The sequence below is a fragment of the Pseudomonas sp. ASL8 genome, assembly GCF_056680355.1.
This window is the reverse complement of sequence record NZ_CM155278.1, coordinates 4,189,358-4,203,301: the sequence shown is the minus strand read 5'-3', so window position 1 is coordinate 4,203,301 and position 13,944 is coordinate 4,189,358. Positions and strand designations below refer to the sequence as shown.

At 58.3% G+C, this 13,944-nt stretch carries 7 protein-coding genes; all 7 read right to left on the bottom strand.

The features are described 5' to 3' along the window. Positions 1–21: 21 nt before the first annotated feature. The 7 genes from AC1MEA_RS19215 to AC1MEA_RS19185 all read right to left on the bottom strand — a co-directional run bounded on the left by AC1MEA_RS19215 (position 22) and on the right by AC1MEA_RS19185 (position 13,695). The gene (locus AC1MEA_RS19215) at positions 22–2,316 is read right to left on the bottom strand and encodes an Orn/Lys/Arg family decarboxylase (protein ID WP_480417089.1); all 2,295 of its coding nucleotides are present in this window, start codon (positions 2,314–2,316) and stop codon (positions 22–24) included. Positions 2,317–2,415: 99 nt separating this feature from the next. After that, a complete protein-coding gene (gene glgP / locus AC1MEA_RS19210; RefSeq protein WP_219059944.1) occupies positions 2,416–4,932 on the bottom strand; it encodes an alpha-glucan family phosphorylase in 2,517 nt (838 codons plus the stop codon). Between the two features lie 74 nt (positions 4,933–5,006). After that, on the bottom strand, positions 5,007–7,508 hold the full coding sequence (locus AC1MEA_RS19205; RefSeq protein ID WP_219059945.1) for a phosphoketolase family protein: 2,502 nt from the start codon (positions 7,506–7,508) through the stop codon (positions 5,007–5,009). Positions 7,509–7,639: 131 nt separating this feature from the next. Next, the gene (potE, locus tag AC1MEA_RS19200) at positions 7,640–8,980 is read right to left on the bottom strand and encodes a putrescine-ornithine antiporter (RefSeq protein ID WP_449635753.1); all 1,341 of its coding nucleotides are present in this window, start codon (positions 8,978–8,980) and stop codon (positions 7,640–7,642) included. A gap of 85 nt (positions 8,981–9,065) precedes the next feature. Then, positions 9,066–11,249 carry an ornithine decarboxylase gene (locus AC1MEA_RS19195; protein ID WP_219059947.1) on the bottom strand — a complete coding sequence of 728 codons (2,184 nt, stop codon included), beginning with the start codon at positions 11,247–11,249 and terminating at the stop codon, positions 9,066–9,068. Positions 11,250–11,351: 102 nt separating this feature from the next. Beyond that, complete coding sequence (locus AC1MEA_RS19190) at positions 11,352–12,620, bottom strand: acetate/propionate family kinase (protein ID WP_449635752.1); 1,269 nt, start codon at positions 12,618–12,620, stop codon at positions 11,352–11,354. A gap of 37 nt (positions 12,621–12,657) precedes the next feature. Beyond that, a complete protein-coding gene (locus AC1MEA_RS19185) occupies positions 12,658–13,695 on the bottom strand; it encodes a zinc-dependent alcohol dehydrogenase family protein (RefSeq protein ID WP_219059948.1) in 1,038 nt (345 codons plus the stop codon). Between the last annotated feature and the right edge of the window lie 249 nt (positions 13,696–13,944).

The following is a 13,944-nucleotide window of genomic DNA, read 5'->3' as shown; positions in this document are numbered from 1 at the left end:
TCGCCCGGTCCGTTCTGGGGATTATTTAATGCATCGGACTAAATAACGCCCATCCTCCACCTCGACGCCGTGGGTGTCATGGGTGAAACCCGGGAAGCGCAGGTCATATTCTTGCAGCGCCTTGAGGTAGCCGAGAATCGGACCATCCGCCGCCCCTGCGCTCTCGCCAGGCATCAGCAGCGGGATGCCAGGCGGATATGGCACTACCCCGGTCGCCACGGTGCGGCCCGCCATTTGTTCGAGGGTAAGGACTTCGATATTGCCACGCACCAGTTGCTCATACGCCGCGACCGGACTGAATTGAGGCACAGGCAAGGTAGAGAATGCCCGAGACATCGATTCAGTGGTGCGCAGTTCGGACATGGCCTGGAACATGGTGTCGCACAGTGTGCGCAGCCCCATGTCACGGTAGCGTTGCGGGTGCGCGGCGATCAGCGTTGGCAACACATTGTCCAGTGGCGCGTTGGCGTCGTAGTCACGTTTGAAGTCCAGCAAGGTGCTGACCAATGTACCCCACTTGCCTTTGGTCACACCGATGGAGAACAGGAACAGAATGGTGAAGTCGGTGGTTTTCTCCACCACGATGCCCTGCCGGTCCAGGTAGGCGCTGAGCACCACCGCAGGAACGCCCTGCTGGCTCATGCCGCCACCGGGCAATATCCCGGGTGTGGTGATCGACACTTTGATCGGGTCAAGCATGCAGTAGCCGTCTTCGATGTCACCGAAACCATGCCAGGCTGCATTGGGTTTTAGCACCCAGCACTCAGGGTCACTCGCCAGCAAGGCCTCATCGGCAGTATGGAAAGGCACCACTTCGCCACTCTCGGGATCGATGACGGTGTCCGGCTGCCAGACATTGAAAAACCACTCGCCCCGGGCCTGGAACTCTTCGTTGAGTCGAGGCACCATGCGTCGAAAAGCAATCGCCTCGCGAATCGCATCGCCCGTCAGGGCTTTGCCACCAGGGCCGTCCATCATTGCCGCACTGACATCGTTGGAGGCGATGATTGCGTAATTCGGCGAGGTCGAGGCATGCATCATGAACGCCTCGTTGAACCGCGCATGTTCGATAGGCCGACGACCATCGCGAACGTGGATCATCGAGGCCTGGGACAGCGCCGCCAGCAACTTGTGTGTGGATTGGGTCGCAAACACTGTCGGCCTGTCCGCGCTGTAGTCGGCTGGCTCGCCGTGCATGGCGAAACGCTCGCGGTAGATCGGGTTGAAGCGCGCATAACCGAACCAGGCTTCGTCGAAATGCAGACGGTCGACGCTTTGGCCGAGCAACGCCTCGACCCGGGTCACGTTGTAACAAAGGCCGTCGTAGGTGGAGTTGGTGACAATCGCGTGCATCGGTGTCGGGTCCACCCCGTCACGCACCAGTGGATTGCTCGCCACGGCGTCGCGCACGGCCTCGGGGCTCAGGCGCTGGGGAGGTATCGGCCCGATCAGACCGTAGTGATTTCGCAAGGGAATCAGGTAGGTCGGAATCGCCCCGGACATGGTCATGGCGTGCTCGACCGACTTGTGGCAGTTGCGATCACACAACGCCACCTGGTCACGCGTGACGCTGGCCATCAGGATCACCCGATTGGAGGTCGATGAACCATTGGTGACGTGATACGTGCGATGAGCGCCGAAGACCTTCGCTGCGTACACTTCGCTGGCGCCGATGGGACCAGAATGATCAAGTAATGAGCCCAGTTCGCCCACTGAAATCGACAAGTCCGAACGGAACAGGTTCTCGCCAAAAAAATCGAAAAAAGCCCGACCTACCGTCGACCTCAGGAACGCTGTACCGCCGGTATGTCCCGGCGTGTGCCAAGAGTATTCGTACACTTGCGAGAAGCGCACCAGCGCACCAAACATCGGTGGCAGCACGGCCTCACGGTAACGCTGAATCGCGGCGACAATGCGCCCGCTGATAAACGCGGTGGTGTCTTCCAGCAGCCAGATGAAGTCATCTGATTTCTGCATGGCGTCAAGCGGGATGGTCGCGGCACTGTTGCGATCAGCCAACAGAAAAATCGGCAGCGTCTCGCTGCGCTCACGCACAGCATCCAATACGCTGTTGGCGATTGCATGGCTGTCGTCGAGGGCCAACTCCCAATCAAGCAACACGCATTGCACCATCGGGTCTGAGTGAATCAGGATCGCGGCATCCAGCGCCGACTGTGCCAGCAGGACCTCAACCTGGCGTTTTTCCAGCTCTTGCGCCAGCTGCCTGACGGCGCGGCCCGCCGCCGTATTGGCCGCAAGATCTTCATGGATAAGCAGTGCTTTCATGCCAAGGCGATTTTGCTGATCAAGGGACATAGCGTCTTCCAGTCAGATAAAAAGGTGACTCGAAGCCTGCAAGCGCAGGCCTCGGTATGGGACGTTCAGCGCCTGTAGGCTGGCGCGGTGAACAGCACGTTAACGCTGCCAGGCGATGAGCCCGACCTCCAGCGGGACCGCCAGCCCAGTGGCGTCATTGACGATCACGCGCGCGGTGTAAGCCAGCGCGGGACGATCATCAGGCACCTCGGCGCGATAGATCAAAACACCTCCAGGCAGTGCCATCGGGTCGACCACCATGTCCTGAACATCAGCGGGCGCACCCGCCAGGCCTTCGGCATACAGTTGCACGCGCAACTGGTCCGGGGACAGTCCGTCAAGGTCCATGTGTAACGCTGCAGCGTAATGACCCTCCTGCTGGTGCATGTCCAGGTGCAGAAAGCGGATATGAGCCCAACGAACACTCAGATCCTCGCGCCCACGAGTGAGTTGCACGGCCAGTCGGCCTTCGTCCGCCGCGCGCGCCCGGTAGGCCGTTGCGGCGGGCAAATAATAATATTGGGTATAGTCGCGTACGGCCCGATCAGCGGAAAACTGTGTCACCAGCGCTCCCATGCTGCAGCGCATGCGCCGGATCCATTGCCTGGGAATGCCCTCTGCATCGCGCTCATAAAAGGCAGGCACCACCTCATCCTCAAGCAACGAATAGAGCTGGGTAGCGTCGACACTGTCGTAATCGTCAGTATGCTCGGCGCCATCGCCAACCCCCCAGCCCACCTCCTCTGAGCATGCTTCGGCCCACCAGCCATCGAGCTGGGACAGGTTCAATCCACCGTTGGCGAGGACTTTCATCCCGCTGGTGCCGCTGGCCTCCCACGGACGGCGTGGGGTGTTGACCCAAACGTCGACCCCCTGCACCAAATGGCGTGCCACGCGCATATCGTAGTCTTCGAGGAAAGCCACACGCCCGTTGACCTCCGGACGGCGAATGAACGCGTACCAGTCACGAATCATCTGCTGCCCGACGATGTCAGCCGGATGCGCCTTGCCGGCGATGAGCAACTGCACCGGCCGGGTTGGATGGTTGAGAATGCGCAGCAGCCGGTCGGGGTCCTGCAACAACAGGTTAGGCCGTTTGTACGAGGCAAAGCGCCTGGCAAAGCCCAGCGTCAATACCTGCGGATTGAACAAGGCACCCGCCGACTCGATGGCCTCCAGTGAGGCACCGTGAATGGCCTCGCTGCGTGCCAGATTGGTGCGAACGAACTCGAACAACAGCGTCCTGGCCTGCTCGCGCAAACGCCAGATATGCCCATCATCGACCTGCTCCAGCAACTCGCTGACCCGCGACTCACTGGTGCCGCGCCAAGGCAAATCCCCCCCGTGCAAGGCTTGCCAATGCGACTCGGCTTCGAGTGATACCCATGTCGGCAAGTGAACGCCATTGGTCACGTGCCCGATCGGTACGGCATCACGGGGCCAGCGTGGAAACAAACCCTGGAAAATGTGCCGGCTGGTTACCCCATGCAGGCGGCTCACTGCATTGACCGCACCCGCACAACGCGTCGCCAGGAACGCCATATTGAAGTGTTCTTGCGCATCGCCAGCGTTCTGCCGTCCCAGCGCCAGAATGGCCGACAACGGCTGGCCCAGTTCAGTTTCGACATAGCGCCCCAGGTATTTGCCGATCAACTCCGGGGGGAAACGGTCAAAACCAGCCTCGACCGGTGTATGGGTGGTGAACACATTACCGGCACGGGTGGCGGTCATCGCGACATCGAACCCGACGTTGTTCGCTTGCATGTAGCTGCGGGCCCGTTCAAGCGCAGCGAAAGCGGCGTGGCCATCGTTTAGATGACAGACATCCGGCGTGTAGCCTGCGGCCTCCAGCAAACGCCATCCACCAATACCCAGCACCACCTCCTGGCGAAGACGCATCTCCACATCGCCGCCATACAGCTCACCGGTGATCAGCCGGAACGGGGGTGGATTGGCCGGGTCGTTACTGTCGAGCAGCAATAATTTATTACGCCCCACCGTTGCCTGCCAACCCCGTACCCAGACCGTCAGACCTGGCAATTGCACGGACAGACGTAACAAGCTGCCATCCGGGCGCAACAAGGGCTCCACCGGCAATTGGCGCGTGTCATTGACCGGGTACAAGGCTTGTTGGTCACCCTGAAAACCGATTTCCTGGCGGAAATACCCTTGCTGCCAAAGCATGCCGACAGCCACCACCGGAACACCCAGGTCGCTGGCGGCTTTCAACTGGTCGCCCGCGACATTGCCCAGCCCCCCCGAGTAAATCGGCAGTGCCTCGCTGAGCATGTACTCCATGGAGAAGTAGGCCACTTGATGCAAATCAGCGTCTGGGTGTTCGCGCTCGAACCATGAGGGCTGAGCGAGGATATCCCGATGGATCTCGGCGATGCGGGTAACCCGCGCATGAAAATGACTGTTGCCCAGCAGGACGTTGATCTTCTGGTCGGAAACCGCGTTGAGCACCACACAAGGGTTGTGGGTCAGTTCCCATAATTCATGGTCGAGACTGCGCCAGATATCATCATTCAGACACGACCAACGGATGGACTGATCAAACGCCAGTTGGCGCAGGGTTTGAAAGCTCGGATCAAGATCGTTGCAAGGAGACTGCATGGACTGGCCCTTATACGAACTGGGGACAACTGGGGTTCGGCCACACCTCAAGCGTGACCGGATGTCGAAACCGCTCAGGCATCGGTAAAGAGCTGGCCTCTGACATGCCCCTTGGCTAATGGCGGCGGGCTGTCCGGCTGGCTGAAGTCAGCGGTCCAGTGCCAATTGCGAATCTCGGGAAGGTCCTCGAAGTGCTCGCGAATGTACGTGTGATGCTTGCGCAATTGGCTTTCGAAGTAACTCACTGCGTCCTGGCTATGAGCACGCAGGCGCGGCACATGACTCAATGCGTCGATAGCCAGTTGGTAGCGACTCATCTGGTTAAGCACCACCATGTCAAACGGCGTAGTCGTGGTGCCCCGGTCAGAAAAACCGCGAACATGGAAGCGGGCTTCGTTGGCCCGGCCATGCACCATGGAGTGGATGACCCAGGTAGAACCGTGGAAGGCGAACATCACCGGCGCATCGCGGGTGAACAACGCTTCAAACGACCCATGGTCCATACCGTGAGGGCGCGTTTCCGGGTTGCTGAGGATGCACAGGTCCACGACATTGACCAGCCGTACGCGAATGCCGGGCACATGCTTTTGCAGCAACCATGCGGCCGCCACCGCCTCGGTGGTCGGTACATCGCCCGCACACGCTAACACCACATCAGGATCATCACCCTCATCGCTGCTGGCGAAATTCCAGATCGATGCGCCTTGAGAGCAATGCTTCAGCGCGGCGTCGAAATCCAGCCACTGGAAGTCCGGCTGCTTGCCGCAGGTCACCACGTTCACGTAATTACGGCTGCGCAAGCAGTGGTCGAACACGTTGACCAGGCAGTTGGAGTCCGGCGGGTAGTACACCCGCACCACGTCGGAACGACGTTGCAACACATTGTCGACAAAGCCCGTGGACTGATGACTGAAACCATTATGGTCGTTGCGCCAGGCATGGCTGGTGAGCAGCACATTGAGCGAGGCCAACGGGCGGCGCCACTGAAACTCGCGACTTTGCTGCAACCATTTGGCATGTTGCGTCACCATTGAGTCGACGACCTGGGCGAAGGCCTCATAGGTCGACCACATGCCGTGGCGCCCCGTGAGCAGATAACCCTCCAGCCAGCCCTCGCACAAATGCTCACTGAGCACCTCCATCACCCGGCCATTGGGCGCGAGGTGATCGTCGATTTCGAGTACCGGTCCCGCAGCGGTTCGGTTGGTGGCTTCAAACACCGCATTGAGTCGGTTGGAGTTGGTTTCATCCGGCCCGAACACGCGAAAGTTGGCAGGGTTGAAGCGAATCACGTCACGCAGGTATTCGCCCAGCTTGCGCGGCGCCTCAGCAATCACCTCGCCTGGCCCTGGCACTTCCAGGCCATAGTCGGCAAAGTTTGGCAAGTCCAGCGCCGTAAGCACCCGCCCGCCGTTGACGTGAGGAACAGCGCCCATACGCAACGCGGCTGGCGGGGTCAGTGCTTGCAGCTCAGGCACCAACGCACCGTTGTCATCAAACAGCGTCTGTGGCGAATAGCTGCGCATCCAGGCCTCGAGCTGGGCCAGGTGTTGTGGGTTCTGGATCACATTGGCCAGTGGCACCTGATGCGCGCGGAACGTGCCTTCGACCGGCAGACCATCGACCACCTTCGGCCCGGTCCAGCCTTTGGGGCTGCGCAAAATAATCATCGGCCAACGCAAGCGCTGGGCCAGCCCCTCGCTCCGAGCACGGCGCTGGATGTTACGTATGCTGGCGTAGGACGCGTCCAGGGCCGCCGCGAAACGTTGGTGCATGCCTGGCAAATCGTCGCCCGCGACAATAATCGGTTCATAACCGCGTCCACGGTACAGCTCGACAAGGTCGGCATCGTCCGTGCGCGCTTCCACGGTAGGGCCTGAGATTTTGTAACCATTGAGGTGCAAAATCGGCAACACCGCACCATCGTTGCGAGGATTGAGAAAACGGATGCTCTTCCAGCTGCCCTCCAGTGGACAGGTCTCGGCCTCGCCATCACCAATCACGCAGGTCACCAGCAACTCGGGATTGTCAAACGCAGCGCCGAAGGCATGCACCAGCGAATAACCCAGTTCGCCGCCCTCATGCAGGGAATTGGGCGTGTGCGGACCACAGTGGCTGGGCACGCCGCCCGGCGTGGAGAAGCTGCGGAAAAACCGCAACATGCCCGCCTCGTCCGGCGTTATCTCAGCATGCACCTCGCTGTAAGTGCCCTCCAGCCAGGCGCAGGCATTGAGTGTAGGGCCGCCATGTCCGGGCCCAGAGATATAAACCATCTCGACATGCTGCTCACTGATGAGCCTGTTCAAGTGCACGTAGATGAAGTTCTGACCCGCCGATGTTCCCCAGTGTCCCAGCAGGCGCGGCTTGATGTGCTCGGCAGTCAGGGGCTCGCGCAACAGCGCGTTGGCCTTGAGGTAAATCTGCCCGACACACAGGTAATTGGCGGCGAGCCAGTAACGGTGCATGCGATCAAGCAGGTCGGCTGAGAGTGGACCGACGTCGTTAAGTTCAGGCGACGCGATCGGTACGGCTGACGGGTTATCAGCGCTGGACAGCAGCGGGTTGAAAATATACATGACGACTCCATAGGACGGCGTTGTAGACGTTTTCCGCAACAGCAGGTCGATTGCAAACAGACTGCCCGAGAGCAGTCTGACTGTAGAAGACAGTTGCACACTGTCTACTGCCCTTCAGTGTTCCTTGATTATCAAACCGGTAGCTTTTCGCCGACTGGATGAGGGCTCCCGTCCTTCATAAAACGTCGGGAAACAGTACCGTACAATGTCCAACCCAACATTGTCACAATGCCACCCAGCATCATCGCGTCTGCACCGGCGCTGAAGAGTGCGTAGTAACTGTAGGCTGCGGCAATGTAAGCGACAATATTAGCCAGTAACGCCTGGCGCGGGGTTACGTTTGCGGCTTGTTGAATTGTCATCAAGGCTGCCATGGACATCAGATAGGGGACCAGATTGGTCACCACCGCCAGGTTGACGAGTCGGTCGAACTGCCCGCTCAGGTCCGGGCTGATCGTCATGAACGACAACGCTGTCTGGCATGCCAGCAATACGAGCATGCCGGCGACAGGCGTGTCGGTTTTGGTCACCTTGCCGAAGATTTTCATGAAGTACCCGACATCCGCCGAGCTCTTGAACACTTGGCCAATGGTGAACTGCCATCCCAGCAACGAACCAATACAGGCCACAATCATCAGGCCCATGACAATGTTGCCCACCAGAGGCGTAAACATCGTGGCGAACGCCAGACCAAAGGGCGCAGTCGAGCTGACCAGCTCGGCATTGGGAATCATCCCGGCAATCACGTTGGTCGAGACGATGTAGATCACCGCTGAAGCCAAGGTTCCCCCCAGCACGGCAATCGGCACATTACGCTCCGGGTTCTCGACGGCATCGGTGTTGGCACACGCCGACTCGAGCCCCAGGAAAGCCCACAAGGTGATCGAGATAGAGGCCCCTACTGCCTCCATAAACGGCATGTTATGAGGGTTCCAGGCAGCTCGATAGGTTGAGAAGTCGAACCAGAACCAGCCGATTATCGAAAGGACGACAACCGGCAGGATGACCCCCCAAATGGTGATATTGCCAATCCGACCGGTGATCCTTGCCCCCCCGAAGTTGGCAAACATCGTCACCCAGAGCAGCGCGATAGCGGCTATTGCAGTGGCAACGGGTGACAGCGATGTTTTGAACAGAACGACCGAGTAGCCCACCGCCGTAATAGCGATTGCAATGTTGGCGATAAGCAGCGATACGCCATAGGTGTAGTTAGACATGAAGTTGCCCGAACGCCCGAATGCGTACTCGGCATACCCCCCCATACCGCCAGCCTTGCGGCTGAAGCGCCCACACTTGGCAAACGCATACGCCAGTGCCAATGAGCCCAGCGCGGTCACGATCCAGGAAAAAATCGATATCGTCCCGACCTGTGCCAGCTTGCTGGGCAGCATGACAATGCCCGACCCGAGCATGTTGACGGCCGTCAGCACGGTCAGCTGCACCACACTCATCTTTTTAACTGCAGTTCCCATGTTCCACCCCTTTTTACAGCCCGAAACGACGACATGTTTAATCGATACGCCTCACCGATTGGTGGGCGTCCACGGTGATGAGTCGTTACTGCTTGAGGACGTAGCCGTAAGCCCGCAGGCGGCCATCGTCTTCCTGTTTCAGGTACACGCCCTGTAACTCTGGGGTGAACCCCGGGAACTGATTGATAGCGTCCTGGAGTGCGAGGAAGTACTTCAGCGCCGCACCGTCCCAGACCTCGCCGGGCACCACGCACAGTACGCCTGGCGGATAAGGCAACGCGCCCTCTGTGGCGATACGCCCTTGCGCGCTTTCCAGAGGAATGAGCTCAACGTTGCCACGGATGAACTCAAGATTGGCGTCGCGCGGGCCCATTGCGATTACGGGCATGTGCGACTGCCGGAACATCTCTTTCTGCAACTGCTTGACGTCATGCTGCGCATACAGGGTGTGCATTTCCTGGCACAACTGAACGATGGTGTAACCGTTGTAACGGGCTTCGTGCGCGGCATAAATACCGGGCAATACACTGCTCAACGGCGCGTCGTCTTTGATAAACCGCTCGAACCGGGCGATCTGAGCCACCAGGTGGTGCATCTTGGCTTTGTCTTCGGCGGGCGTAAGCAGAAACAGAATCGAGTTCAGGTCGCTTTTCTCCGGCACGATCCCGTTCTGACGCAGGAAAGTCGCCAGGATGCCAGCATGGATCCCGAAGCTTGTGTATTGGCCGGTGACCGCATCAATGCCCGGCGTGGTGAACAACAACTTGCACGGGTCAATAAAGTATTGCTGCTCGTTATACCCCTCGAACGCATGCCAGCGTTCATCGGGGTGGAACATAAAGAACTTGAGGTTGCTGGCAATTTCGTCGGTGGAATAATCCTGCCAGTATTTGCCATCGATAGTCGGCGGCACGAACGGTCTGATCAATGTGCAGTTGTCCATCACCAACTTGCGCGCCTCAATACCGGCGCGTACGCACTCGCTCCACAAACGCAGGCCGCTGCGGCCGCTGTGCATGCGGGCATTGACATCGAGCGAGGCAAACAGCGGATAGAACGGACTGGTCGACGCCTGCGCCATGAAAGCGTTATTGAGGCGATGGTGATTGCAGTAGCGATCCTGCCCTTTAATGTGACGGTCTTTTTTGTGGATTTGCGATGCTTGAGAGAAACCGGCCTGTTGTTTGTGAATCGATTGCGTCACAAAAATGCCGGGGTCGTCAGGACCCAGCTCCAGCAACATGGGCGAGCAGTCGCGCATCATGGGAATGAATTGCTCATAGCCCACCCAGGCCGAGTCGAACAGAATGTAGTCGCAGAGATGGCCTATCTTGTCGACTACCTGACGGGCGTTATAAATCGTACCGTCATAGGTCCCCAGCTGAATCACCGCCAGCCGGAACGGCCTTGGTGCAGCGGCTTTTTCGGGCATGATTTCCTGCAGACGCTCACGCAGGTACGTTTCGTCAAAACAGTGCGCATCGATACCGCCGATAAAACCGTAGGGGTTGCGTGCGGTTTCCAGATAAAGCGGCGTGGCGCCCGCCTGGAATAAAGCGCCTTGATGCACCGACTTGTGGTTATTTCGATCGAACAGCACCACATCCCCGGGCGTCAGCAGCGCATTGGTCACGACCTTGTTCGACGCCGAGGTGCCATTAAGGACAAAGTAAGTTTTATCTGCGTTGTAAATCTGAGCCGCGCGTTGCTGGGCAGCCAGCGCCACGCCTTCGTGGATCAGCAGATCCCCCATTTCTACATCGGCGTTACAGCGGTCGGAGCGAAACAGCGTCTCTCCAAAAAACTCAAAGAACTGACGCCCGGCAGGGTGCTTGCGAAAGAACTGTCCGCCTTGGTGACCGGGGCAAGCAAACGTTGAGTTGCCACGTTCCTCATAGCGCTTGAGCGCACCGAAAAAAGGCGGGAGCAGATTCTCCTCATACTGACGGGCAGCAGTTTCCAGCTTATCGCCATAGAACTCGGCCTTGTCGCTGCCCAAATCGAACACGCCACTGATCTGCAACAACACATCTTCAATGCCGGGGAGCGTATTACGAGAGAACTTGTCCTGCGCGGTAACCGCAAAGAAAATAGGAATATCGAATCCGGAATTACTGATCACCTCGATCATTCCATTGCGCACGTCTTCCGTCGTGAGAACGGCGGCGGCAATGTCGGTCAAATCAGTCTGATCAAAACCCACAACGTGTCGCGAGGTCAGAAAACAGGCCTGTGCAGCAATGCTGGAAGCCACTTTCAACTGCTTCATCGCTTTCTCCTTATATCGTTGTGTTGGCAATCCATTCGTATCCGCGGGCTGACAGACAACCGCTCGACGACTCAGGAATGGAACGTATAGGGAGTGGTTAATTCAATAACTTTCAGTTTTCTTTTTTGCCGCCAGAAATTCGGTGCCGGCGTGCAGCAATTGCAAGGTATGACGTGCAATTACGTTGTCTTCATCGGTGGGAATCACCCAGGCCGCCACGCGACTGCCGGGGTGCGACAGGCAGGGCCCGTGCTCCCGGTTGGCCCGCTCGTCGATCTCCAGCCCGAGCCAGGCGCAGCCCTCGATAACGCTGGCACGTATAGCGGCCGCGTGTTCGCCGATGCCGCCGGTAAACACCAGCGCATCAAGCCCGCCCAACACGGCAGCAAACGCCCCTATTTCGCGCACGATGGTGCGCACATAGACATCAATCGCCTCTTTGGCTTCCGGGGCTTGGCTGGCAGACAGTTCACGCATGTCACTGGAAATTCCGCCAGAGACACCCAGCACGCCACACTCGTGATAAAGCAAATGCTCAAGCGCCTGAACCGTCATGCCTCGCTCGCGTAAGAGGTACAGCAGGATGCCAGGATCCAGATGGCCTGGGCGAGTGCCCATAAGGATGCCGTCCAGCGTGGTAAAACCCATGCTGGTGGTGCAACTGAGTCCCCCGCGCAGGGCACACAAACTCGCGCCATTACCGAGGTGGGCGACGATGGTCCGACCCGCCGCCGCACGTGAATCGTAGCCCGGCAAGACACTCGCAATGTATTCGTAGGAAAGACCATGGAACCCATAACGACGTATACCCTCCTCGCTCAAGGCGCGGGGAAGTCCATACAGTGTTTCCAGGCGATCCAGAGAGTGGTGAAACGCAGTATCGAAACACGCCACTTGCGGCAGTCGAGGGTGCTCGCGCGCCAGATACCGCACGGGCGCCAGACACAGGGGCTGATGCAAGGGTGCGATCGGTATCAGCGCTTCCATTTCGCTCAATACCGTCGCATTGATCAAGGCGGCGACCTGCTTTCGTTCGCCTCCGTGAACGATCCGGTGGCCCGCGGCAACCAGCGTGTCACCGGTGTAGCGTTCGATCCATTCAACCAGGCGACCCAACGTCTCGTCGGTGACCGACTCATCCGACTGCGGCCACTGCTCCTCGACATCCACGTCACCGGCGACCTCGCGAAAGCGTAACTGGTATACGTTGCCCTGCCTCTCCAGACTGCCGTGACCGCGGGCCACGGGTTGTCCTTGATCATCCAGACTGGATGGATAGATGGAAAACTTGATGCTTGAAGAACCTGCGTTCATCACAAGCAACAAGCCCTCGGCGGACGTGCCCACTGTGACGCGTGCCTGATCATCCATACGATTTCCTTGGTATCGGGCAGTGATCGAAGACGCGTTATTGAGACAGAATCACTTTGATAGCCTTTTCTTTGGCCGCGTTGGCGAACACCTCATATGCCTCGAGGATGTCGTCAAGTTTGAAGCGATGAGTGATGAGTTGGCCCGGCTCGATTTTTCCGGATTGCACCGTTTTCAATAACATCGGCGTGGTATTGGTGTTGACCAGACCGGTGGAGATATTGATGTTTTGAATCCACAGTTTTTCCAGGTGCAGCTCGACACTTTTGCCATGCACACCCACGTTGGCGATATGCCCACCCGGTGCAATCACTTGCTGACAGGTATCGAAGGAGGCAGGAATGCCCACGGCTTCGATGGCAACATCCACACCCACCCCATCGGTCAATGCGAAGATTCGATCGACAGCATTCTCCACATTGATGTCAATGGTGTGGGTGGCGCCGAATCGCTTGGCAACTTCTAGCCGATTTGGATCGGCATCCACCACAATCAGGGTGGCAGGGGAATAAAACTGGGCCGTGAGCAATGCCGCCAGTCCGACCGGACCCGCGCCCACGATGACCACTGAATCACCCGGTTTGACCTTGCCCGACAGCACGCCGATCTCAAAGCCGGTGGGCAAAATATCGCTCAACATCACCAGCGCTTCTTCGTCGGCACCAGCAGGAATCGGGTACAGGCTGTTGTCCGCGTGCGGAATGCGTACCTGTTGCGCCTGGGTACCGTCAATCAAGTGGCCGAGAATCCAGCCGCCATCGGCACAGTGCGAATACAGCTGACGCTTACAGTTGGCGCAACTACCGCAGGAGGTGACACACGAAATAAGTACGTGATCGCCCTTCTTGAAGTTGCGGACAGCCGAACCGACCTCCTCCACTACGCCCACGCCCTCATGGCCCAGCGTGCGTCCTTTTGTGACGGCGGGAACATCACCTTTAAGGATGTGCAGATCAGTACCGCAGATGGTGGTGTGCAGGATTCGCACAACAGCGTCAGTAGGCTTTTCGATGACAGGGCTTGCTTTGTCCTCCCAGGATTTCTGGCCAGGACCTTGATAAACGAGAGCTTTCACTAATGTCACTCCTAAACTAAGGCGTAAACCATCACATTGGGCTCCCTGTCGGCACGTCAACCGGGGCTGGTACTTTCTGAACGTCAACGCCATTCACGGAGCAAACCTCACCCCTTTTGTCGACCCGAAACCCGAATTTCATGTGCAGCATAGGCTGATATTTATAACAGGCTGAATTTTGCGACGGTTGATCTGGGTCAGTGAACCGCCCGTCTCCAAAAAAACTGGACTGCTCGCGGCGTTGCACCG